The sequence below is a fragment of the Paenibacillus sp. H1-7 genome, assembly GCF_022354825.1.
Lineage (GTDB): Bacteria > Bacillota > Bacilli > Paenibacillales > NBRC-103111 > Paenibacillus_S.
On record NZ_CP031168.1, the window covers coordinates 846095 to 869163 of the forward strand.

The 23069-nt window shown below is 54.0% G+C and carries 24 protein-coding genes, 1 pseudogene and 2 riboswitches; of the genes and pseudogenes, 18 read left to right on the top strand and 7 right to left on the bottom strand.

Going from position 1 to position 23069, the window contains the following annotated elements; all coding sequences use genetic code 11:
• The first annotated feature begins 239 nt into the window (after positions 1-239).
• The 5 genes from purM to purD are packed head-to-tail and all read left to right on the top strand — an operon-like array spanning position 240 to position 5129.
• Positions 240-1280 (top strand): phosphoribosylformylglycinamidine cyclo-ligase, encoded by a 1041-nt coding sequence (purM, locus tag DVH26_RS04010; protein WP_239631340.1) that lies wholly within the window; start codon positions 240-242, stop codon positions 1278-1280.
• Positions 1277-1906 (top strand): phosphoribosylglycinamide formyltransferase, encoded by a 630-nt coding sequence (gene purN, locus DVH26_RS04015; protein WP_239631342.1) that lies wholly within the window; start codon positions 1277-1279, stop codon positions 1904-1906. Before purM ends, purN begins: the two co-directional genes overlap by 4 nt.
• A complete protein-coding gene (locus tag DVH26_RS04020) occupies positions 1903-3090 on the top strand; it encodes a phosphoribosylaminoimidazolecarboxamide formyltransferase (RefSeq protein ID WP_239631344.1) in 1188 nt (395 codons plus the stop codon). Before purN ends, DVH26_RS04020 begins: the two co-directional genes overlap by 4 nt.
• Positions 3091-3121: 31 nt before the next feature.
• Complete coding sequence (locus tag DVH26_RS04025) at positions 3122-3853, top strand: IMP cyclohydrolase (RefSeq protein WP_239631347.1); 732 nt, start codon at positions 3122-3124, stop codon at positions 3851-3853.
• Between the two features lie 16 nt (positions 3854-3869).
• The gene (gene purD, locus DVH26_RS04030; RefSeq protein ID WP_239631349.1) at positions 3870-5129 is read left to right on the top strand and encodes a phosphoribosylamine--glycine ligase; all 1260 of its coding nucleotides are present in this window, start codon (positions 3870-3872) and stop codon (positions 5127-5129) included.
• 100 nt (positions 5130-5229) lie between these two features.
• Here purD and DVH26_RS37035 read toward each other — a convergent pair whose 3' ends face one another.
• Positions 5230-5361 (bottom strand): hypothetical protein, encoded by a 132-nt coding sequence (locus tag DVH26_RS37035; RefSeq protein WP_275590448.1) that lies wholly within the window; start codon positions 5359-5361, stop codon positions 5230-5232.
• A gap of 164 nt (positions 5362-5525) precedes the next feature.
• On the opposite strand from DVH26_RS37035, the gene map reads away from it, so the two are divergent.
• Positions 5526-6272 (top strand): type I methionyl aminopeptidase, encoded by a 747-nt coding sequence (gene map / locus DVH26_RS04035; protein WP_239631351.1) that lies wholly within the window; start codon positions 5526-5528, stop codon positions 6270-6272.
• A 585-nt stretch (positions 6273-6857) separates the two neighbouring features.
• Here the strand turns inward: map and DVH26_RS04040 are convergent.
• On the bottom strand, positions 6858-7739 hold the full coding sequence (locus DVH26_RS04040; protein ID WP_239631354.1) for a M15 family metallopeptidase: 882 nt from the start codon (positions 7737-7739) through the stop codon (positions 6858-6860).
• 222 nt (positions 7740-7961) lie between these two features.
• On the opposite strand from DVH26_RS04040, the pseudogene DVH26_RS04045 reads away from it, so the two are divergent.
• The 8 genes and pseudogenes from DVH26_RS04045 to DVH26_RS04080 all read left to right on the top strand — a co-directional run.
• Positions 7962-8588, top strand: a pseudogene (locus tag DVH26_RS04045) (DUF2278 family protein); the annotation flags it as partial.
• A 543-nt stretch (positions 8589-9131) separates the two neighbouring features.
• Positions 9132-10046 (top strand): ABC transporter ATP-binding protein, encoded by a 915-nt coding sequence (locus DVH26_RS04050; RefSeq protein WP_239631356.1) that lies wholly within the window; start codon positions 9132-9134, stop codon positions 10044-10046.
• Between the two features lie 5 nt (positions 10047-10051).
• Positions 10052-10792: an ABC transporter permease gene (locus DVH26_RS04055; RefSeq protein ID WP_239631359.1), complete on the top strand. Its 741-nt coding sequence runs from the start codon at positions 10052-10054 to the stop codon at positions 10790-10792.
• 3 nt (positions 10793-10795) lie between these two features.
• On the top strand, positions 10796-11941 hold the full coding sequence (locus DVH26_RS04060) for a sensor histidine kinase (RefSeq protein ID WP_239631361.1): 1146 nt from the start codon (positions 10796-10798) through the stop codon (positions 11939-11941).
• Entirely contained in the window at positions 11938-12540 is a 603-nt protein-coding gene (locus DVH26_RS04065; RefSeq protein ID WP_239631362.1) for a response regulator transcription factor, read from the top strand. The genes DVH26_RS04060 and DVH26_RS04065 overlap by 4 nt, the downstream gene beginning before the upstream one ends.
• Before the next feature lie 228 nt (positions 12541-12768).
• A riboswitch (cyclic di-AMP (ydaO/yuaA leader) is annotated at positions 12769-12957 on the top strand.
• Between the two features lie 109 nt (positions 12958-13066).
• Positions 13067-13240, top strand: a riboswitch (cyclic di-AMP (ydaO/yuaA leader).
• A gap of 222 nt (positions 13241-13462) precedes the next feature.
• Positions 13463-13873, top strand: a complete 411-nt coding sequence (locus DVH26_RS04070) for a hypothetical protein (RefSeq protein WP_239631364.1) — start codon at positions 13463-13465, stop codon at positions 13871-13873.
• 42 nt (positions 13874-13915) lie between these two features.
• On the top strand, positions 13916-16255 hold the full coding sequence (locus DVH26_RS04075; RefSeq protein ID WP_239631366.1) for a universal stress protein: 2340 nt from the start codon (positions 13916-13918) through the stop codon (positions 16253-16255).
• Between the two features lie 38 nt (positions 16256-16293).
• The gene (locus DVH26_RS04080) at positions 16294-16467 is read left to right on the top strand and encodes a hypothetical protein (protein WP_239631369.1); all 174 of its coding nucleotides are present in this window, start codon (positions 16294-16296) and stop codon (positions 16465-16467) included.
• A gap of 116 nt (positions 16468-16583) precedes the next feature.
• Here DVH26_RS04080 and DVH26_RS04085 read toward each other — a convergent pair whose 3' ends face one another.
• On the bottom strand, positions 16584-16853 hold the full coding sequence (locus DVH26_RS04085) for a hypothetical protein (protein WP_239631371.1): 270 nt from the start codon (positions 16851-16853) through the stop codon (positions 16584-16586).
• Positions 16854-17001: 148 nt separating this feature from the next.
• On the opposite strand from DVH26_RS04085, the gene DVH26_RS04090 reads away from it, so the two are divergent.
• The 3 genes from DVH26_RS04090 (at position 17002) to trxA (ending at position 18366) form a co-directional block, all read left to right on the top strand.
• Positions 17002-17430 (top strand): RrF2 family transcriptional regulator, encoded by a 429-nt coding sequence (locus tag DVH26_RS04090; RefSeq protein ID WP_239631374.1) that lies wholly within the window; start codon positions 17002-17004, stop codon positions 17428-17430.
• 176 nt (positions 17431-17606) lie between these two features.
• A complete protein-coding gene (locus DVH26_RS04095) occupies positions 17607-17993 on the top strand; it encodes a group-specific protein (RefSeq protein WP_239631376.1) in 387 nt (128 codons plus the stop codon).
• Between the two features lie 52 nt (positions 17994-18045).
• A complete protein-coding gene (gene trxA / locus DVH26_RS04100) occupies positions 18046-18366 on the top strand; it encodes a thioredoxin (RefSeq protein ID WP_239631378.1) in 321 nt (106 codons plus the stop codon).
• Positions 18367-18467: 101 nt separating this feature from the next.
• On the opposite strand, the gene DVH26_RS04105 is transcribed toward trxA, so the two are convergent.
• From DVH26_RS04105 to DVH26_RS04120, 4 genes are read right to left on the bottom strand one after another with little or no spacing between them, the layout of a single operon-like run.
• Positions 18468-19352 carry an ABC transporter permease subunit gene (locus DVH26_RS04105; protein ID WP_239631380.1) on the bottom strand — a complete coding sequence of 295 codons (885 nt, stop codon included), beginning with the start codon at positions 19350-19352 and terminating at the stop codon, positions 18468-18470.
• Entirely contained in the window at positions 19349-20305 is a 957-nt protein-coding gene (locus tag DVH26_RS04110) for an ABC transporter ATP-binding protein (RefSeq protein WP_239635274.1), read from the bottom strand. The genes DVH26_RS04105 and DVH26_RS04110 overlap by 4 nt, the downstream gene beginning before the upstream one ends.
• Entirely contained in the window at positions 20305-21471 is a 1167-nt protein-coding gene (locus DVH26_RS04115; RefSeq protein ID WP_239631382.1) for a hypothetical protein, read from the bottom strand. The genes DVH26_RS04110 and DVH26_RS04115 overlap by 1 nt, the downstream gene beginning before the upstream one ends.
• 18 nt (positions 21472-21489) lie before the next feature.
• Positions 21490-22032 (bottom strand): sigma-70 family RNA polymerase sigma factor, encoded by a 543-nt coding sequence (locus DVH26_RS04120; RefSeq protein WP_239631384.1) that lies wholly within the window; start codon positions 22030-22032, stop codon positions 21490-21492.
• Between the two features lie 264 nt (positions 22033-22296).
• Here DVH26_RS04120 and DVH26_RS04125 point away from each other — a divergent pair, with 264 nt between their 5' ends.
• Positions 22297-23067 carry a DODA-type extradiol aromatic ring-opening family dioxygenase gene (locus tag DVH26_RS04125; RefSeq protein ID WP_239631386.1) on the top strand — a complete coding sequence of 257 codons (771 nt, stop codon included), beginning with the start codon at positions 22297-22299 and terminating at the stop codon, positions 23065-23067.
• Positions 23068-23069 lie beyond the last annotated feature (2 nt).

Sequence of the window (23069 nt, forward strand, 5' to 3'; positions counted from 1 at the left end):
GCGATGAAGTCCAGCGAGAAATAGGTGGCGAGCAGCGCCTGCAAAGGGCGCTCTGCAATGCCACCAGCAATCTTATTAAAAACCAAGGCGGAGGAGGATAACGACTCCGCCATTCTATACTAAACGCAGCCGAGTTTGAGGCGCGTTGGAAGCGGTCTGGCTAAGCCGCCAAGGCACCATGAGCCACACACCTTTTCCAAGCGCCACAAATCTCGGCCCTAACTGAGGAGTGAAACCCTGTGTCGGATGCATATAAAAAAGCCGGCGTCGATATCGCGGCGGGCAACGAAGCGGTAGAACGAATGAAGAAGCACGTGAAAACGACGTTCCGTCCCGAGGTATTGACCGATTTGGGCGGATTCGGCGCGCTTTTCGGCTTGAACAAAGACAAATACGAGGAGCCGGTGCTCGTTTCCGGTACGGACGGCGTAGGCACGAAGCTGAAAATTGCTTTTGCCATGGATAAGCATGACACCATCGGTATCGACGCGGTTGCCATGTGCGTCAACGATATCGTGGTACAAGGCGCGGAGCCGCTGTTTTTCCTGGATTACCTCGCCTGCGACAAAGTGATCCCTGAGAAAATCGAAGCGATCATCAAAGGGATCAGCGACGGCTGCGTGCAATCCGGCTGTGCCTTGATCGGCGGCGAAACGGCGGAGATGCCGGGCATGTATTCCGAAGGCGAGTACGATATCGCCGGCTTCACCGTAGGGATCGTGGACAAAAAGAAAATCATCGACGGCTCGACCATTCGTCCGGGCGATGTCGTGCTTGGCCTTGCATCCAGCGGCGTACACAGCAACGGGTTCTCGCTCGTCCGCAAGCTGCTGCTTGAAGAAAAAGGCTACAGCCTGCATGACCACATCGATGCGCTGGGCGGCAAGCTGGGCGACGTCGTTTTGGAGCCGACCAAAATTTACGTGAAATCCGTATTGGCAGCATTGGAGTCCGTTCAGCTTAAAGGCTTGGCGCACATTACAGGCGGCGGTTTTATCGAGAACATTCCTCGTATGCTTCCGGCTGGCGTCAATGTAGAGATCGATTACGGCTCCTGGCCGATTTTGCCGATCTTCCAGCTGATGCAGCAAGAGGGCGCGATCAGCAACAACGACATGTTCCGTACGTTTAACATGGGCATCGGCATGGTGATTGTCGTTTCCGAACAGCAAGCAGCGGAAGCAGCGCGCATTTTCGAACAGCACGGAGAGAAAGTATATACGTTAGGCCGAGTGACAGCAGGTGAACGCATCGTAACGTTTAACGGGGCGGTAGTATGAATAAGCCCCTTCGCATAGCCATATTCGCGTCCGGAAGCGGGTCGAATTTCCAGGCCATTGCGGATGCGGTACAAGGTGGCAAGCTCGATGCGAGCATCGAGCTTTTGGTTTGCGACCGGCCTCAAGCGCCGGTCGTTCAGCGCGCGCAGGAAGCGGGGGTAGCGGTACATACGTTCCGGCCGAAGGAATATCCGTCGCGCGAAGCGTACGAGCAGGAAATATTGGAGCTGCTGCGCGGCAAGCAGGTTGATCTGGTGGTGCTTGCCGGCTACATGCGGATTTTGACCGATGTGCTGGTCGGAGCTTATTGGGGACGGATGATCAACATTCACCCGTCGCTCTTACCGTCTTTTCCGGGATTGCATGCGGTGCGTCAGGCGCTGGTGCATGGCGTCAAGGTGACCGGCATTACGGTACATGTGGTCGACGGCGGGCTCGACAGCGGGCCGATTTTGGCACAGCGCGCACTCGATATTGTTCCCGGTGATACCGAGCAATCGCTCAGCGAGCGCATTCATCCGATGGAGCACGAACTGCTGCCGCACGTCATAAGCCAGATCGCTTCAGGACAAATTGATCTAGAACCTTATATAAATCTCAAACCGAAGGATGGGATCCACTCATGAGCCAGACTACGAACGGGACGAACGTGCTGGAATTGCGTTACGGCATGAACCCGCATCAAAAACAAGCGAAGCTCTACACCGAAGGTGAACTGCCGATCAAAGTTCTGAACGGGGACCCGGGTTTCATTAACCTGCTGGACGCGCTTAACGGGTTCCAATTGGCACGCGAGCTTCGCCTTGCGACCGGTTTGCCAGCAGCAGCATCGTTCAAGCATGTCAGCCCTGCAGGCGCTGCAGTAGCAGCACCGCTCACAGACGATCTGAAAAAAGCTTACTTCGTCGAAGGCTTGGAGCTGTCTCCGCTCGCGACGGCATATGCACGCGCGCGCGGAGCGGACCGGATGTCCTCCTTCGGTGACGCAGCCGCACTGAGCGACGTAGTGGATGCTTCCACGGCATTGCTGCTGAAGCGCGAAGTGTCCGACTTGGTCGTTGCACCTGGTTATACGGATGAAGCGCTGGAAATTTTGAAAGCGAAGAAGAACGGCGGCTACCTCATCTTGCAAATCGATCCGGACTATGTGCCGAATCCGGTAGAAACGCGCACGCTGTTCGGCTTGACGATGCAGCAGGAGCGCAATAACGGCGTTATCGACGCGTCCGCTTTGGACAAAATCGTAACGGAGAACAAAGACCTTCCCGACAATGCGAAGCGTGACCTTCTGATCGCGCTCGTGACGTTGAAATATACCCAATCCAACTCGATCTGCTATACGCTCGACGGACAGACGATCGGTATTGGAGCGGGGCAGCAGTCCCGGATTCACTGTACCCGACTTGCCGGCGATAAAGCGGACCGTTGGTTCCTTCGCCAGCATCCGCAGGCGCTCAACATGAAATTCCGCCAAGGGCTTTCCCGCGCGGAGCAAAACAACGCCATCGACCTGTGGCTCGAAGAAGAGCTGACTCCGGTAGAGCAGGCGGCATGGGAAGCATGCTTCGAGGAAGTACCTGCACGATTGACCCGCGACGAGAAGCGCGCATGGCTCAGCAAGCTGACGGGCGTATCCTACGGCTCCGACGCTTTCCTGCCGTTCCGCGACAATCTTGACCGTGCGAGCCGCAGCGGCGTGAAATACGTCGTTCAAGCGGGCAGCTCCATGCGTGACGAAGAAGTGGTCAAAGCCGCTAACGACTACGGTATGGTCATGTGCTATTCCGGCGTTCGTTTGTTCCATCACTAATCCACGCATAAGCCTAGGGAGGATATAAACCGTGACAACGACAAGAGCCGCTCAAGCGGATCAATATTTGAACAGCTTGCAAAACAATGTGTATCCGGGCCGCGGTATCGTGATTGGCGCAACGCCGGACGGTACCCGACTCGTACAGGTGTACTGGATCATGGGACGCAGCGAAAACAGCCGCAACCGGGTGTTTATCCAGGAAGACAACGGCTTTGTACGCACGGAAGCCAAAGATCCCGCGAAATTGACGGATCCTTCGCTTATTATTTACTATCCGGCAAGACATGTGGACGGAGCTCATATCATTACGAACGGGGACCAAACCGATACGATCTATGAAGCTCTGCAATCCGGCGGCACGTTCGAATCGGCGCTTGCAACCCGTACTTATGAGCCGGACACACCGAATTTCACGCCGCGCATCAGCGGACTGGTCGATCGGAAGGACGGCCAATTTGCTTATAAGCTGTCGATTTTGAAATCGAACGACAATGTGGAAGACCAGACGCTTCGTCATACGTATACTTACGAAAAAGCGATTCCAGGCTACGGCCATTGCATTCATACGTACCAAGGAGACGGCAACCCTCTGCCGTCGTTCCAGGGCGAGCCGGCGCTGGTTCCTCTGTCCGACGACATTCGTGAAATCGCCGACGTGTACTGGAAGGCGCTGAACGAAGAGAACAAAATCTCTTTGCTTGTCAAAACGATTCAAATCGGAAGCGGCGAAACCGAGCTGCTTGTTGTGAACAAACAGTAAAGGGGAGCTTAATACCGTGCGGATATTAGTAGTTGGCGGCGGAGGCCGCGAGCATGCGATTTGCTGGGCGCTGAAGAAAAGCCCGAAGGTGCGCGAGCTGTACTGCGCTCCGGGTAACGGCGGCATTGCCGAGGTTGCGGAATGCATCCCGCTGCAGGTCAATCAGTTCAATGAGATCGGCGAATTCGCCATCGACAATGCGATCGATCTGGTCGTTATCGGACCGGACGATCCGTTGTCCGAAGGGATCGTGGATCATCTGGAAGCAAAGAACATCCCGGTCTTCGGACCGCGTCAAAATGCCGCGATTCTAGAATCGAGCAAGGTGTTCTCGAAGCAATTGTTCAAGAAATACAACATTCCTACCGCTGCCTACGAGTCGTTCGACGATTATGAAGCCGCGCTTGCCTATTTGCGCAAGCAATCGATTCCTACGGTTATTAAGGCGGACGGCCTTGCGGCCGGCAAAGGCGTCGTCGTAGCGCAATCGATGGAAGAAGCGGAGAAGGCGCTTCACGATATTATGGTGAGCAAAATTTTCGGCGATTCCGGCAATCAGGTCGTGATCGAGGAGTTCCTCACCGGTCAGGAAATGTCGATTCTGTCGTTCGTCGACGGCAGCGTCGTCCGTCCGATGGTACCGGCTCAGGATCATAAAGCCGTATTTGACGGCGACAAGGGACCGAATACCGGCGGTATGGGCACTTATACGCCGCTGCCGCATATTCCGCAAGCCGTGATCGACGAAGCGATCGAAACGATCATCAAGCCGACGGCGGCTGCGATGGTCAGCGAAGGCCGCCCGTTCCGCGGCGTGCTGTTCGCGGGACTTATGATCACGCCGCAAGGGCCTAAGACGATCGAGTTCAACGCACGCTTCGGCGACCCGGAAACCCAAGTCGTGCTGCCGCGGCTGAAAACCGATCTGCTCGATATTTTCCTTGCTGCCGTGAATGGCCATCTGGAGCAAATGGATATTCAATGGTCCGATGAAGCCGCCGTATGCGTCATTCTCGCTTCGGAAGGCTATCCTGGCTCGTACCCGAAAGGCTTGCCTATCGAAGGCTTGAACGAGGTTCAAGGCTCCGTCGTCTTCCACGCAGGCACTGCCCTGAAGGACGGTCAGATCGTGACGAACGGAGGCCGTGTGCTCGGTGTTACCGCGCTTGGCAAGGATATTGCCGATGCCCGCGCCAAAGCGTACGCAGACGCGGACCGCATTCGTTTCCAAGGTAAGCATTACCGTACCGATATCGCCAAAAAAGCGCTTGTATAAAGCGCTGCGGCAAGCCTGAAAGAATTCGTTCTTTCAGGCTTTTTTTCTTTTTTCGGGCGGGGCCGTAATCAGGGCTGATAGAACGTGTAGGAGTGACTGCTCACTTTCGGCCGCTGCCCTTAATAATAATCCGGTCCCAATTTTTATAGACAAGAATGGCTGCCCCGATAAGTCCTACAATGAGTACGGACGAAAGCCAGTAGTGATGAAAATAATAGGAAAAACCGTTCATGGCTTATCCCTCCCGGCTGCATTTTTCCTTATCGTTTCCTGCCGCTCCTCAGTTCATTCCGGACCGTGAAAAAGTTCACCGGTCCTCCATCATCTTTTACCCCAAAAGCTGTTATACTAAAAGGATATACAGTGGAATTTGAAAAACCGGGAGTGATAAAGCCGATGATGGTTATTAAAACAAAAAGCGAAATTGAGCTTATGCATGAAGCCGGCAAGCTGCTTGCCGCCTGTCATAGAGAAATTGCCAAGCTAATCAAGCCGGGCGTTACCGGGTTGGATATCGACCGATTCGTCGATAAGTTTTTGGCGGAGCATGGCGCAACACCGGAGCAAAAAGGATATAATGGGTATCCGTTCGCGACATGCTCCTCGGTGAACGATGTTATATGCCACGGGTTCCCTACCGATAAGCCATACGAGGACGGCGATATCGTCACGATCGATATGGTAGTGAATCTGAACGGCTGGCTTGCAGACTCCGCCTGGTCGTATCGGGTCGGCAGCGTGTCGCCGGAAGCTGACAAACTGCTGCGGGTTACGGAAGAAGCCTTGTACAAGGGAATCGAGCAGGCAGTAGAAGGAAATCGGATTGGGGACATCTCCCATGCGATTCAGGTGTATGCCGAGGCGGAGGGGCTGTCCGTAGTGCGGGATTTCGTAGGTCACGGGATCGGCAGCAAAATGCACGAGGAGCCGCAGGTGCCGCATTACGGCCCGGCGGGCAAAGGCCCGAGATTGAAGGAGGGCATGGTCATTACGATTGAACCGATGCTCAATATCGGCGGCTTTAAGGCAAAAGTCGATGCCGACGGATGGACGGCGCGAACCGTGGACGGAAGCTTGTCGGCGCAGTATGAGCATACTATCGCCATTACGGCGGAAGGTCCTCTGATTCTTACGAAGCAATAAGGGAAAAAGCTCCGAAACCGTTGGATACGGGTTCGGAGCTTTTTTGCTGAGAAACCAAAGGAAATCGAATTTTGATTGTATACTCCGATGGCGGGGTACGCCCCTTCAGACAGGCTGCGAAGGATCGGACAGGAGATCCGTTATTTCGTGAAATCATGATGTTTTTGGGGAGCGATCGGACCGAGAGGCCGTTATTTGCTATTTTTACCTCGAAAACAAGTGAATTTCCGCGAAATAAAGGTTCTGTAGTCCGATCATCCTGCAAATTGAGCCATTTTTGGTAAAATAGCGGATTCAGGGTCCATAGAGCTTGCCGAGAAACCTTACTAGCGGCAATTTTCTGAAAACAAAGCCGAGCGCATGCGCTCCTTCAACAGATACCCCGCCTACCCCCTAAGGCATTTTCGAGTAAAAATACTCGACAATCTGAACGGACTTACGGTCCGCAACTCAAGTACGTTCACCAACGGATGGGTACACTAACGAGTTGGGAGTCAACAGCCTGGCTCCGAGTCGTTCAATACGGTTCGGAGCTTTTCTGTAATAATAGTCGCGCCTCACACTTAATAGCGTCTTCGGGAGCGGCTACTTGGATACAGGAACCGCGTTATAATATTCCTCCATCGTGATGCCTTTGCTTGCAATCTCTTTGGCGATGGACTCTCCTACATAACGGAGATGCCATGGCTCATATTGATAGCCGGTGATAGACTCCTTGCCTTTCGGATAGCGGATGATGAAGCCGTACTCTTGAGCGTGCTTGGCAAGCCATTCGGCTTCCTTCGTTCCTCCGAAGCAGTCCTGTGCGGCGCATTTGCCGTCGCTGCCGGATACGTCGATGGCGAGTCCGGTTTCGTGCTCGCTTGTTCCGGGAACCGCACTGTACATCTTCGCTTTTTCTTCCCCGTCTTTTTTGACGTAGTTGTTGAACAATGTTGTTTGTGTCGCATGGGAGCGGTAGGCGGATACACCGGCCAGCGAAATGCCGCTCTTTTTGGCGCCGGCAAACATTTTCTCCAGCGCCCCTGCAGCTTCCTTACGCATTTGGCGTTTCTCTATTTTCTCTTTAAAGGTAAAAGGAACGTCAGGGTATACGAGATCCGCAGGCGCGTATTTATCCGGAAGGGAGAACTGCTTGTTCACCAGTACGGTAATGCTTTCTGGCTTGGCCACGACCTGGATGGATCCTTTGCCGGCGTCCGAGGTTTTCCCTTTATCGCTATTTCCCGCTGACCCTCCAGGAGCAGGAGTTGAGGAAGGGGTAGGTGTCGGTGTAGAGCTTGAACCGGGCTTCGGCGTCCCTCCCGCCTGATTGGCAGGCGGTGTAGCGGCCGTATTGTTGTTTTGCGCAGCCGGCGGAGGCGTCTCGGATGGATTGGCGGCCGAGTCCGTCTTGGAGCTTTCGCAGCCCGCAAATAAAGCAAGAGATGAAGCAAGCAGCAAAGCGGTTAAAGATGTTTTTTTCATAATTCCTCCGTTGTCCTTGATGAATCTATCGTTTTCATTTGAATTGCGAAGCGGAGCATGGTTCCGCAAGTCGCATTTTCTTATCATACTATAGACTGTGGTTTGCCTTCAAAAGTTACACGTATGCTATGAAAATCCCGAAACGGTTGACTTGCCCATCGTTTTCGTAAACGATAGATACAGAGACTGGCAACGGAGCCGGAACATCGGGAGGAGAAACAAATGAGCATTGCTTACGGAGTGCTAAAGTGCAAAGCGATCGGCCGGAAGGCGGGAACGGGAGCCCATCCCCATTTCCAGATCCATGGCATAGCCGGAGGAGTACAATATCGGATAGCCGTAAACGTAAAATCACAGCTTCATCCATCGGAATTGCTGTATTACACCGACGAATGGTTCGAGCATGAAGTGACGGCGGGCCTGCCTGAGCTGCCGTTCGGCTTTACACGTCTGCCGAACCGGCCCGGAGGCATGGCGCTGGATTATATTCGCGGTAACTTGTTCGACCGGCGGAACCTGGTTCCGCTTGCGTTTGATGTCCCGGGACGGGATAACGATTTAAACGAGAAGCTGGAAATGTACATCAAACGCGCTATGGATTGCGAAGATGCCGTGCTGTATGCGTATGGCGATCCATGGGGGCCGGAGCCGAAGCTGCCGGACACCGTGTTCGGCTTCGTTCCCGGCAGCGGAGTTCATGATATTCACATGAATCAAGGCAATTCCGGCTCCTACGCTAAGGATAACGGCGTATATCGGGACGGGGGCCTGCTGATCCATTTCCCGGCGGATCGCCGCTGGATCGCGATCTTTCTCGCGTTTCAATCGCAATCGTGGCATACGGACGACCGGACGGGCAGTCCGCTCGATTGGGACGGGCAGACAGAGCATGGCCCGTCTCCAAATGCCATAACGGCACCGGAGGAAGCCGTTACCATTGTCGGCGCTGTCGTCCTGCCCGCGAGACGGGCAGGCTTCGCGACGGTCACGCTGCTGAACGCTTCGGAACAAACCGTCCTGCTGGACGGATGGTCTCTCGCGAACAAGCTGAAGCAAAAATACCGGCTGTCAGGCGGCATCGCTCCCGGCCAATTCAGGACGCTGGAGCTGGAGGGACAGCCGGATTTCCTCAAGCAGCGGGGAGACATTATTACGCTGCTCGATCCGCGCGGACTGAAGGTCCACGGCGTCTCCTACACCCGCCGTCAAGTCCGCCCCGGCTGGACGATCCGCTTCTAGTAGCTGCAGCATCCGATAACCCCATCACCCCGATGGGGGTCTTTGTGTTGTTCGGATGACAAATGTCATATGAAATCGATGACGTTCATGAATACCTTAACCGGCGCTGCGCCTTTACACTAAGTACATGAAATAAACGACGAGGTGAACGAAATGAATCCGGCTATCCAACTGGAGCATGTGAGCAAGCATTATAAAGGAAAGATTGCCGTAGACGATCTGTCCTTGACGATAGAAGAAGGCAGCGTCGTCGCGCTGCTCGGGCCCAACGGTGCAGGCAAAACGACGACGGTGTCGATGACGCTCGGGCTGCAGCAGCCGACGTCGGGCACGATCCGGCTGCTGGACGGGAGCCCACAGGACCGGCATGTCAAAAACCGGCTGGGCGCGATGCTGCAGGATGTGAACGTCATTGACGGGCTCAAGGTAGGAGAGACCATCGAGCTGTTCCGCCACTATTACACGAATCCGCTGTCCATGAAGCAGCTGCTGAAGCTGTCCGATCTGGAGGCGGAGAAGGGCAAGATGGCGACTTCGCTGTCCGGAGGCCAGAAGCGCCGGCTGAATTTCGCCTTGGCTCTGGCGGGCGATCCGTCGATTATGTTCCTGGACGAACCGACGGTCGGAATGGATGTGACGTCGCGGCGCACGTTCTGGGAGGCGATAAGAGAGATGGCCGGGAGCGGACGCACCATCATATTGACGACGCACTATTTGGAGGAAGCGGATGCCATTGCGGACCGCATCGTGGTCGTAAATAACGGGCGCCTGATCGCAGACGGCACGCCTGCATCCATCAAAGCGTCCGTTAGCGGACGGACGCTGTCGTTTACAGCGGGAGCGGGCGTAACGGACGAAACCGTCCGGCGTCTGCCTGGAGTCCGCCGGACCGATTGGCACGGGCGCAGAGTGAGCATTGTGAGCGATGATACGGATCTTCTCGTCAAGGCTATTGTGCTGCATGAGCTCGAAGCCAAAGATATCGAGATCCGAAGCGGCGGTCTGGAAGAGGCGTTCCAGCAGCTGGTGCATCATGAAGCCAAAGAGCAAGAATTTGAAAGGAGATGAACCTGATGACGGGCATGATAGCTCAATGCAAGGCGGAAATATTGCGTACGCTAAGAAACCGGAAATTCGTTGTGACGGCTTTGCTGATGCCGGCCATCTTTTACTTTATATTTACAAGCACGATGGATGCGAATATGAATATCGGCGGAATTCAATGGAAAGCGTATTACTTAATGTCCATGACTGTATTCGGAGTCATCGGGGGGAGTATGAACACGATCAGCATCCGGTTCGCGCAAGAGCGCAAGCAGGGCTGGGTGCAGCTGCTGCGCATCACGCCGCTTCCGTCCGGAGCGTATGTATTTTCAAAAATCGCCGCTCAGTCGGTTATAAATCTCGGCACGATTGTGTTCATGTTTCTTATCGGCGGTCTGTTCAAAGGAGTGGAGCTGACGTTCGTACAATGGCTTTCCTGCGGGTTGTGGATTTGGATCGGCATTCTCCCCTTTCTTGCTCTTGGAACGCTCATAGGGACTATCCGCAGCGTTGAGGTGGTACAAGTGATATCACAGGTGATCTTCATTGTCATGTCGGCGCTCGGCGGTCTTTGGATGCCCATTCAGTCCATGCCGTCGCTAATGCAGCACATTGCGGAATGGCTTCCTTCGTACCGGTACGGACAAGGAGCGTGGAATATGGTGGCGGGAGCTTCTCCGGATTGGATAGGCATTGCTCTGCTTGCTGCTTACGCCGCCGTCTTTATGGTATTATCTTCCTATAGAATCAAGAGACAGGAAGCGATATAAGCGATGTTCAAGAAAGCGTCCGAGCCTTTCGGCAGCGGAATCAGTATTTTCCAAATGATTTGGCTGGTGTATATGGCTGCTCCCATCTACAGCATGCTGCAAAAGCCGGTTCCCGAAATGTGGATCGGTTTTCCTTTATTGATATTATTTGTAGCCTTAAATATCGCCTCGTACAGGGATGTGCCGCGCCGGCTCCTGTATGTGCTTCTGATGTACGGCATCGTGGTCTATTTATGCTTCCGCTACGATATCACCTTTTGGTTCATGGGCTTCTATGCGGCTCCGATCATTGGGCTGCTTCCCTCCAGGAAGCAATTTTACTCGGGCATGGCTGTTATGCTGCTCTTGTTTGTATTTGTATTCGGCTCACATACGCATCATTTCACCGGGAGCGATCTGGTGCTTATGATCCCTTCCTCGGCGCTGATGATCGGATTGCCGTTCATTCTCCGTGCCGGTGTGAGGTCAAGGGAGCTTAAGGCCAAGCTGCATTCGGCCAACGAGGAAATAGCAAGGCTTGTGCAAATAGAGGAAAGGCAGCGCATATCCCGGGATTTGCACGATACGCTGGGACATACGTTATCTTTGATCACGTTAAAAAGCGAGCTCGCGGAAAAGCTGGTGTTGAAGCAGCCGGAGCGTGCCGTACAGGAAGTCAGGGATATTCAGATGACGGCTCGCGCTGCGCTGAAGCAGGTGCGTGAGCTTGTATCGGGAATGAATGCGGTGACGCTGACGGAGGAAATTCAGCATGCAGGACGGATATTAGCTGCAGCCAATATGGAGCTTACCGTGGAAGGAGATGCTTCGCAGCTCAAAGCGTCGCCTGTCATCCAAAACATCCTCGGCATGTGTCTGCGAGAGGCAGTTACGAATGTCGTCAAGCACAGCAAAGCGACATGCTGTGGGATTGTTGTGCAGGAAGACCGAAGCGAAATTACCGTCACAGTCCGTGACAACGGCGTCGGACTGCAGGAGGCGGCTGTCGCAGCATCGCCCTCCGGCCATGGACTGGTAGGGATGAAGGAACGTCTCGACTTGATCGACGGCAGGCTGGAGCTGCAATCGGAACCGGGAAAAGGGACGCAGGTCACACTATCCGTACCCAATATCGTGAAGAATCAACAGGCAGGTGACAATAAACGATGAAAGTGATTATTGCAGAGGACCAACGAATGCTGCGGGGCGCCCTGAGCGCTCTTCTCGATCTGGAGGACGATATCGAAATCATCGGACAGGCGGAGCAAGGGGAGGAAGCGCTGCGCATGATTGTGGAGCTGAATCCCGATTTGTGCCTGCTCGATATTGAAATGCCGCGGATGACCGGCCTCGACATCGCCGAGCGGCTGCAGGAGCTTGGGCATCCGTGCCGTGTCGTCATTTTGACGACGTTTTCCCGTGCCGGCTACTTTCAACGGGCGATGAAGGCGGGAGTGCAAGGGTACTTGCTTAAGGATTCGCCTATCGACGAACTTAGCAGCGCGCTGCGCAAAGTTCACGCCGGGGGCAAAGCGATCAGTCCCGAGCTGGCCTTCTCGTTCTGGGAGGCGGAGAATCCGCTCACGGATCGGGAGCAGGAGGTGCTGATGCTGGTGGCCCAGGGCATGTCGGCGAATGAAATCGCCCGGGAGCTGTTCTTGTCGGGCGGGACGGTACGTAATTACGTATCGGAAATTATGCAAAAGCTGGAGGCAAAAAATCGGATCGAAGCCATCCAGATCGCCGAGAAAAAGGGTTGGCTGAAATAAAAGGGACGGTGAAGGGGCAACAAAGCATGCGACGGCTCGGACAAGGGGTCACGATTTACGAAAAATGCAGAATGAGTGAGCAGGAGGCAGTATTCTAGAGATCGATCTTTAAGTAAGCGTTACCATGATTTGAATTCGTTTTATATCATCGCACAAGTCCCTCGGGTGTTCTTTACAGAAAGGAGCAACAGGCGTAATATACAATTCATGATTTGTTAATGTAGTTTCGATTCTTGATCGCTCAATTTCCGTAACTGGAAAGCGGGGGAACCAACGAAGCGGTGCGCGTACGGTGTGAGAGCCGTTCGGGTATTGCTAGGGGTGAATCCCAAGGCATTCGCAGCAATGCTTTGGGTAGGGCGACTCTCACCGCCCGAATCCGACAGCTAACCTCGTCAGCGTGGATAGACATGGCTTGTTTATAAGCAAAGCGGACATGTCAATGAGAGAGGATGATGAAGCTTGTGATCGTTTATTACGGCCACAGGGCTTATGCCTCTGTGGTCTTTTTTGCGTTCAAACATAGCAAAATGAATCGCTGAGTCCTTGGGCTATAGGTCTTAAGGATCGGGGGAACCGACGAGCCAAATGGCTCATGGGGTGAATCTTGCAGCAGGAGCGGTTAATCCAGGGTGCAAGTAGGGCGACTCTCACGCCCGAATCCGACAGCTAACCTCGTAAGCGTATCGGGAGAGGCAACTAATATCGTGTGCAGGCACAGCGGAATGCTGTGCTCTTAAAGAAGCCGCGAGAAGAGTTCTCTTCTCGCAGGCTTCTTTTTTGCTGCCTCGGAAACGGACGATACTAATTTTCGTTGCCGTCAGGGATGAGGCCAAAATTTGCGGATATAAAAAATGGCAGATTTGTGCGTCTCCCGGGGATAACGGTTGCCTCCTCAAGGGAGAATAGGAGGAAGAGATCGATGAACGCCACGCAAGAGTACATTCTTGTATCGGCACCAAACAAAACCGGAGAAAGCTTCATCCGGATGCTCATGTCCAAAGAAATTCCCTTCGCCGTCATAACAAACAGCAAGGGAGAGCAGGGCCGGCTCGCCCGGATTGGCGTAAAGCATATTATTTTCATTGATACGAACGAATATGAATCATGGGTGTTACCCGAGCTTCCCATCGGCAAAGTATTTTTATTCGAAAGCTCCTTAAATTTATGCTGCCGGTTTATCCAAATATGCAGAACGTGGACGTCCCAAGATATATGCGTTATCACGCACAATAGCAATCCGAGGCTCGTATATAAAGGCCTTGGAGCGGATGAAGTGATTCATACGCCGAGCCACGAAGTGTCCTTTTTGGTAGAGGGCAGGGTGCAATAGCTTGCCGGCAGACGGTGTCATTTATCAATCCGGGAGGATGCCATGGAAACCTTTAGAGGGAAAACGCCGGAGGAAATACTGTTATCCATCTCCAGGCTCCATCGCGGAAGACTGAAGGTGTACATCGGCGCTGTCAGCGGCTCCGGCAAAACCTACCACATGCTCCGTGAAGGGCAGGCGCTCAAGCAGCAGGGGATCGATGTGGTTATCTGCGCGGTCTCGACGATGCAACGGCCGGAGACGGTAGAGCAAATAGGCGACCTGGAGCGGGTGCCGAGCATCCATTGGCACGGCAAGGAAGGTACGGAGAAGAAGGATTTGAATCTGGAAGCGCTGCTTAAGCGTAATCCCGAGGTTGTTCTGGTTGACGGATTGGCCCACCGGAACCGCAAGGATGCCCGTTACCCTACCCGTCTGGATGACATCAAGCAGCTGCTCAGCCATGGCATAAGCGTTATTACGACGATCAACGTGTATGAGCTGGAAGGAGCGACGGAGCTGGCCAAACGGTGGACCGGTATCGAAGTGCGCGAAACCGTACCAGCCGACACGCTGGAGCTGGCGGATGAGGTCGTGCTCATCGACGTGACGCCGGAAACGCTGCTGACCCGTGCGGCTGAAGGGCAAATGCGGCTCAGCTGCGAAGCGGATATTTACAAGCGGGGGAACCTGGCCGTGCTGCGGGAGCTGGCGCTTCGTCTCGTTGCCGAAGGCGTGAACGACACGCTGGAGAAGCACCGCGAGGAAATGGGGCTCCTGGGGCCCTCAGGCGCCGCAGAGCGCATTCTCGTGTCCGCGCAATACCATTGGAACGGATCGATCCACGTGCGCCGCGGACAGCAGATCGCCAAGCGGCTGAACGGCGAGCTGGTCGTCGTAACCTTCAAGGGGAAGCGGGAGATGACCAAGGAGGAGGCCGCCTTCAAACGGTCGATCGTGAAGCTGACCGAGAAGGTAGGCGGAAGCTTCGAGGAGCTTCCTTTGGGCTCGCGCCGGGCACTCCCGAAGCGGCTGGTAGATTATGCGATCGAGCACAATGTAACGAGAATCGTCATGGGCCATTCCAAGCAAACGCGATGGCAGGAGCTGTGGCAAGGCTCGATCGTTCACGACATGCTGAAGCGGACGAAGAATATCGACATCTTCATCGTTGCGGACCGGGCGGAGCACGAGGGAGAACGGATTCTTCCGGCCCGGATGACAAGGCAGGCGGACGACCCTTACCGCCGGCTCAGCATGAAGGAAGTGGAGAAGCGGATCCAGCAGATCAAACGGGGACGGCTTAAGGTATATATCGGTGCCGCGCCCGGAGTAGGCAAAACCTATACGATGCTGCGAGAGGGCAACGATCTGCTACGCAAAGGCGTATCGGTAAAGATCGGCTTGCTGGAAACCCACGGCCGTAAGGAGACCAAAGATCAGATCGGCGCACTGGACACGATTCCCCGCAAGGTCATTGATTACCGGGGAACCCGCCTCGAAGAAATGGATACGGACGAGATTATCCGTCTCGCTCCGGAAATTGTTCTCGTAGATGAGCTGGCGCATACGAATGTGCCGGGCAGCAAATACAAGAAGCGCTATGAGGACGTATTGGAAATATTGGATGCCGGCATTTCCGTCATTTCCACGGTCAACGTGCAGCATCTCGAAAGCTTGAACGATGCGGTGGAACAAATGACCGGTGTCCGTGTCCGGGAAACCGTACCGGACCGTATATTGCGGCTTGCGGATGAAGTACAGCTGATCGATGTCGCTCCAGCGTCGTTGCAGCAGCGGATGAAGGAAGGCAAAATCTACGCGATGGACAAAGTGAACCAGGCGCTGGGCAACTTCTTCAAGACGGGCAATCTTATCGCCCTCAGGGAGCTGGCGCTTCGGGAAATCGCCGATGATGTAGACGAACGCCTGGAATCGCTGGAGCGCAAAGGCTCTCTACGGGGTCCGTGGCGTCGCCGTGAGGTCATCTACGTCGGTGTCAGCAGCACGCCTAAGGCGGAGCGGCTCGTAAGAAGAGGCTTCCGGATCGCGCATCGGCTAAAGGCGGCTTGGTATGTCACTTATGTGCAGACCAAGCATAGGAAGCAGCCGGATGATCTGGAAGAGAGACTGGAGCAAATCCGAAAGCTGACCGAGCGTCTCGGGGGAACGTTCGAGATGCAGGCCGCGGATCACCGCAGCCAAATTGCCGACGTGCTCGTAGCCAAAGCCAAGGAGTACAAGGCTACGCAATTAATCATCGGCCAATCGGGGCAGACCGTGTGGCAGGAGTGGTGGCACGGCTCGCTGGTCAAAAAGCTGCTGCGCTTGTCACGGCATGCCGATGTGCTGGTCGTTGCCGATTATGACCCGAATCTTCAGCTTCAGCCAGGCCAAGAGTAACAAAGAAACGAATCAACTTAGGGAGAGATGTACTTACAATGGGGATATTTGTGTTTGTGTTCGTCTGTCTGTTTGCAGCAGGATACTTAATCATTAACATGTTCGACAACCGGCGCACATCGAACAAGGAGGGTGTCCGCAAACGGATTATCATTTCGATTAGTCAGGCGGCCATCATCTCCAGCATCATTCAGCTGATTATACATGAATAGCAAAACAGCGACGGGAAGGTCTTCTTGGCGGTGCTGCGCGAGATGACCTTTCCGTTTGGGTTTTAAGCCGCGAGGGCTAGGTGTTCTTGCGAGGAAGGGACTGTGGCAGAAGCTTCTTATTGATTGATGAAGGTTTTCAACGGACCTATCATCAGATTCATTCCGTCAACCATGCCTTGCAAATAGATCACCTTTTCTTTATCCTGCGGTACCTGCTCCGATACATCCGTCAGCTTTCTGCGAAACTTGTACTGAGTTTGCTCAAGATTTTCAACCAGTCCTGCGAAATCCTTGACGGCTTTCTGGCAATCGGTAAAGTCATGCTCGGTGAACAGATCGTTATTTTTCTCAATAAGCTCTTTAATAAAATGCTCGGTTGAATTCATGGCAGCTTCACCTCCCACCCGTAGAATCGGTTAGGTAAGCCTTTTTTATACATGGGGAAAGGGCCCTTGACAATTATAACTGTAATCAATATAATAACAGATAAGAAGCAGATGAGATTCCAAGCAGAAGTCGGGAGGTTGCATTATTTTGAATAGCGAGTTTACCATTGCGGTTCATAGCCTAGTATTGCTCGCTTACCGGCCTGATCATATGGCAACCAGCGATATGATCGCCCACAATGTATGCACACATCCCGCCCGGGTGCGAAAGGTCATGGCTCTGCTTCGCAAGCACGGGTACGTTGCAGCCAAGGAAGGAACGGGAGGCGGTTTCTTGCTTCACTGCGAACCGGCGGAAGTAACGCTGGCGGATATGTACCGTCTGACCTCTCTGGGTTCGGTTAAGCCCGGCTGGTGCTCAGGCGACGTGGAGCAGGATTGCATGATTGCGTGCAATATGGCCACGGTAATGGATCATATTTTTTCCGGGGCGGAGAAGCAGTTGATCGATTATTTCGGGCATTGGACGATTCACGATGTACTCGAGCAGCTGCGTAAGGAGCAGGATAAGAAATAGCCCTTGTTTTGTTTTCGTGAAACTGTAATCGGGTAACTATCAGTTAGAGGGAGATTTCATTTCTGCACCTGCATCGTTAGGTGGAAGCCGAAGCATTGCAATCTTTTATTTGAACTGTTACTTAAATCGTTTCAGTTAATTCAATGTCAGGTACAGATGGAAGGAGAGTGGCAGGTATGGCGGTGGCAAAACAAGAGTGGATTCGGGTAGGAGATTGGGTTAGCGGCACTTCAACGGAGGATGAGAAGTTCATCGGCTATGTGGAGTCGGTTGACGTATTCGGCGGCGCAAGAGTTCGCGTTACGCAATGCGACCATGAAGCGGCGATCGGTGAATTGGTGGATAGCACGCTCAGCAAAATCGAGAAGCTTGCCGACTATGTGCCGGCGGAAGAAGCCGACCTGCGCAGCTTGATGGATCTGGCTCTGATGACACGGGATCAAGCGTGGTTTGATGACTTGTACGCATCATTGAGAATGATTCAATTCGACAGCAAAAACGGCAGTAAGCCAACGAAAGGTTATGGATCAGGTCCGTTCACCAGCCGCGTCAAGATCGATTGATAGGATGCTGGACGCTGGATTGATATAAATATTAATTAAGGAGTGGATTCCTATGGCATTGATTAAAGTGGAAGACAACAATTTCAAAGAAACGATAGCACAAGACGGTTTGGTGCTTGTAGATTTCTGGGCCCCTTGGTGCGGTCCTTGCAAAATGATTGCTCCCGTCCTTGAGGAAATGAACGCTCAATTGGGGGACAAATTGACCATCGCCAAAATGAACGTCGACGACAATCCTGAAACTCCAGGAGCGTACGGGATCATGAGCATTCCTACAATGAAGCTGTTCAAAAACGGGGTGGAGGTTTCCACAACGGTAGGCTTCAGACCGCTGCAGGATATGCTGTCTTGGGTAGAGCCTCATTTGGCATAATAGTTTATTGCGTTAAATAATTTCAGCCGGGATTCAAGGCAGGACGAATAACCCTATCGGGATTGCTTATGCAGCCGTTAGGGTTCTTTGTCGTTATGAAGTTAGAAGTCTTTACGGCGGAACATGAGTAAGCCAAGTCCAAGCGCAGCGAGTGTATAACAAGCGGAATACAGCAGAAAAGCGTTGGACGGGATTTGTCCGATACCGAACGGTCCGAGGTCCATATCGAACGGCACCAGCTCCCGCATCTCGGACAACGAGAACAACTCCGACAGCATGCGATGCTGCAGCGACTCCGTTGGCATGAGGAGAGACATGATGCCGGCAATGGTCATCAGAGGCTTCACGGCTTCGTCCTCCAGCCGGGCGAAGCTGCCCACCTTCTCGATCATACCCCCGAGCCAGCCGGCGCCGTACAGCATCGTCATGAACACGCCGTTGCCAAGGGCGGAGAACAGGCAGGAGCCGAGCATTGAGATCGAGACAAGGATGGGTACGATCCATGCAAACAGCAAAAACGATTTGATTAAAGATACCGGTTCCGCGGGAATGCTGGAATTAGCGTTCGTAATGAGCAGGATCGAAAGGAACAGCAGAGCGGCGTAGCCTATGCCCAGGCTTACATATCCGATCCATCGGCCCATGTACCAGTGCCAGCGGGGCAGCGGCCGCGGAAGCAGCGCCTGCAGCACTCCCTGCTCGGCTTCGCCGGATATGACGGAGAACGAACTGAATATCGATAAGAAAGCGATGACGAAAGCGCCGAAGAAAAAGCCCAGCGTCAAGGTGATGCTGCCGAGCTGGAAGCTTTCGATCAGGTAAGCGGTGCTTGTTTTGTCTTGCAGGTAAGGGGAGTCGAGACGTTCTCCCAAAGTTTTGGCGACAAACCAGAACGCCAGCAAGAACACGGCAGTCATAAGCAGCGTTAGTATCATGACCCGTTTGCGGAGCAGCTCCTTCCAGGTCATTCCAATGATCGTTATCATGCGCGTTCCCCCCTATGGCTTAATCCGGAAACCGCGCTCATGAACCATTCGTCCAGTCTGGTTTTCGATTTTTTGACCTCATATAGCGTCATTCCTTGCTCGATGACGAGACTGTTCAGCCAGCCGATCTGCTCGTCGTCCTCCAGGACGGCTTCGAGCCAGACCGAATCGCTGCCGGCCGGTACCGGCAGCGGTACCGTACTCACCGGCATCCCGATCATGTCGCTCAGCCAGGCCGCCGCAAACGGCGTGAACCCGCCGACACGCAGGTGCCAGCGGGTTTTCTCCTGCAACACGTCGGCGACAGCGCCGGTGTGCAGGATTTGTCCATTATTTAATAGTGCGACGCGATCGCACAGCATTTCGACATCCTCAAGCAAATGGGAGTTGAGGAAGATCGTCTTGCCTTGCTTGCGCAGCTCGCGAAGCAGCTCGCGGACCTCCATCCGGCCGATCGGGTCGAGGGCGGATGCGGGCTCGTCCAGAAAGACGAGCTTCGGGTCGTTGACAAGGGCGCATGCCAAGCCAAGCCGCTGCTGCATTCCCTTGGAGTAATGCTTCACCCTGTCGCGTCCGCGGAGGCCGATGCCGACCCGATCGAGCAGCTCGGGAATGCGCTTCTTAGCGAGGGCGGGTTCGATGCCGCACAGCTTCGCGTGCAGGCTTACGACCTCCTCGCCGCTAAGCCATTCCTGATAGCGGTACAGCTCCGGCAAGTAGCCGATATGGCGTCTTGCCTCGATGGTTCCGATAGGCTCGCCCATGATCGTCGCCGAGCCTCCGGTAGGACGGATGAGTCCGACGAGCATTTTGACGAAGGTGCTCTTGCCGGCTCCATTCGGCCCGAGGAAGCCGAAGGCTTCCCCTTTGCCGACTTGAAGCGTAATGTTGCGGCAGCCGCGTCCGTTGCCGTAATCTTTGCTTAAACCGCGAGCTTCAATCATTGGATGAATCAAGACTTGATCAACTCCGATACTTTGTTCACTACGGCTTCCTTATCCGTTAGGAGATTATTTCCGCTCAAGCGGAACAGCTGTCCTTCCTTAACCCAGGTCGCCGTGAAGTAAGTGCGCTGCTGCTTTTCGTCGTTATACGAAGTGCCCGATACAATGACTTCGACGCCGTCCACTTTCACCTTTTCTACTTGGCCTGATTCGATAATAGGCAGCGGAACGGAGCCGCCCTGCAGGATGCCCGCCGTTTGCAGGTTCTGCCTGATGTCATCCGGTAACAGAGGGAACTGCATAATGGCATCCAATGCTTCCTTCATTGGGATCGAAGGATCTACCGTAACGGTAGGAAGCGGCGTTTGGGTCAGGGAATAGCCTTTTGTATTTTTTTTATCTTCCGATTGATTCGAAACGTACAGATGAGTGGATGATCCCATTTCCAGCGTAATCGGTTTGCCGTCAACGGATTGCGGCATCAATTTCTTCGCTCCGAGACGCTGCATCGCCTTGTTCACTTCATCCACATTCATCTTGAACGTAATGCTGTTGGAAGGGGAGACGTATATTTTTTCTTTTCCGTCGTAATCCTTAGGGATGACGACTTTATGTCCGAGCGCTTTGGCCGCTTCGTTCGCATCGGCTTCACCGATCGCTTTGCCGGACACCTGCGTGAATTCTCCGAATGTATTGATCGACTGGCGTTCCTTTCCGTCGCCGAAGGCCCCGTTCAGTATCGCTTGCAAGTCGTTCTCCTGAACGACGGTCAGCTGCTGCATGCGGAACTTGTTCAAAATGGCGGCGAGCGCCTGATTGCCGGCCGGTGTTGCAATAGTAACGGCAACTACGCTGACGGCCGCTGCCGCTGCAACCCATCTTTTGCGCTTGCGCATCCACTCGCCGAAAGCATTCGGCTTGCGGGCAGCGGCTGCGCCGTCCGCCTCGGCGGAAAGCTGAACGCGGCTATGCTGCGTGGACGAACCGCACGCTTCAGCCGCAGGCGCGTCCTCTGCATCCTCGCTGCCGGCCGGCATCATCGAGGATGCGGCGGTGAGCTGTGCGGACCAGCGGGACCATTGCGGCGATTCCGCTTCGCCGGAAAGCTTTTGCTGGAGGCGGGCCCAGGCGGCGTCCGTCAGCTCCATGTCGTTCTTTTTATTGGCTTCACTCATGTATTTGTTCCTCCTAATTCAATCTAGAGCCTGTGCATGCGTCTGCTGCTCGGCATGGCGTCTTAACCGTTCCGTAGCCCGGTGGAGCAGAGTTCCGACCAGCGGCGGCCTGACTTGCAGCTGCTCGGCAATTTCAGCGTAGCTGTAACCCGAGTACCGCAGCAGCAGAGCCTTGCGATCCCGTTCCGGCAGCTCCTCGAGCCACTCGCGCACCTCTTCCTGATCGAGCTGCCTCATCAGCAGCTGCTCGTTCGACGGCTGTTCGCCGTCCAGGCTGAGCACGTTCAGCGTCTGTTTCTCGTGAAGGGCGCGTTCCCGCGATTTTTTGTTCAGGTGGTCGTAAGCGATCCTCGTCAATACCCGGTGCAGCCAGGCACCCATGAGAGAAGGATCGTCCGGCGGGTTGCGGTAGAGCCGCAAGAACACCTCCTGAGCCAAATCTTCGGCAGCGGCCTCGTCACGTACAAGCGCGATCAGCTTGCGGCGCACGGTAGGGTAATGTATATAAAATACTTCTCGAAAAAACTCGGTTGTCGTTTGTTGCGTTTGTTGCTGTTCCAATCGATTGTCCTCCTTTCAGCTGCAGCTATATATAAGACGGACCCTAATGTTATTTTGTATCACAGAAGCGAACAAAATCATGATACTATAAAAATAAGACAGGATGAACGGGTCTTGTAAAGGGCGGAAACGGGCATGAAATCGACTTGTGCCGCATAATGAATACCGTTTGGCTGCGGTAACAGCCGGGAAGATGCCGGGCCGGGATGGAACAGCCCAAGAAGAAATCGTTAGCGAAATAGGACGTATAGGGGGCGAAGGTTGATGGTTCCAGCTTTGTTCGTTGCTCATGGCATTCCATCCATCGTATTGGAATCAAGCCGGTATACGAAATTTTTGCGCCAGCTCGGCATGCTTTTGCCCAAACCTACCGGCATTGTTATCCTCAGCGCTCATTGGGAGGATGCAGTTCAGCAAATAGCGGCGGCTCCTCAGCCTGAAACGATGTACGATTTTTTCGGCTATCTCCCGCAGCTGTACGAAATGACGTATCCCGCGAGCGGCGATCTGGTTCTCAGCCTGGAGATCGAGAGCTTGTTTGCAGCGGAGGGCATACGGTGCGAGTTGAATCACCACAGGGGCTTGGATCATGGAGCGTGGTCGGTGTTATCGCTGATGTATCCTGCCGCGGCCATCCCGGTTGTAGCGCTCTCGGTAAATCCGAAGCTTGTCCCCGAGGAGCAGTACCGGATCGGAAAGGCGCTGTTGCCGCTCAGAGCCAAAAACATCATGATCATCGGCAGCGGAGGGACGGTCCACAATTTATCTAAGCTGCAGTGGAACAACGACGCCGCGGACAGGTGGGCGATCCGGTTCGATCAATGGTTAGCGGAGGCTGTCAGCGTGTGGGATCTCGAGGCTTTGTTCGATTATGAGCAAAGGGCTCCGTACGCCGCGGATGCGGCACCGACCAAAGAGCATCTGATGCCGCTGTTCATTGCAATGGGAGCCGGGGATAAGCATCGTTCCGGGCGATTGCTGCATCAGCAGTATGATTATGGGACTATGAGCCTTATGACGTGGATGTTCAAGTAAAT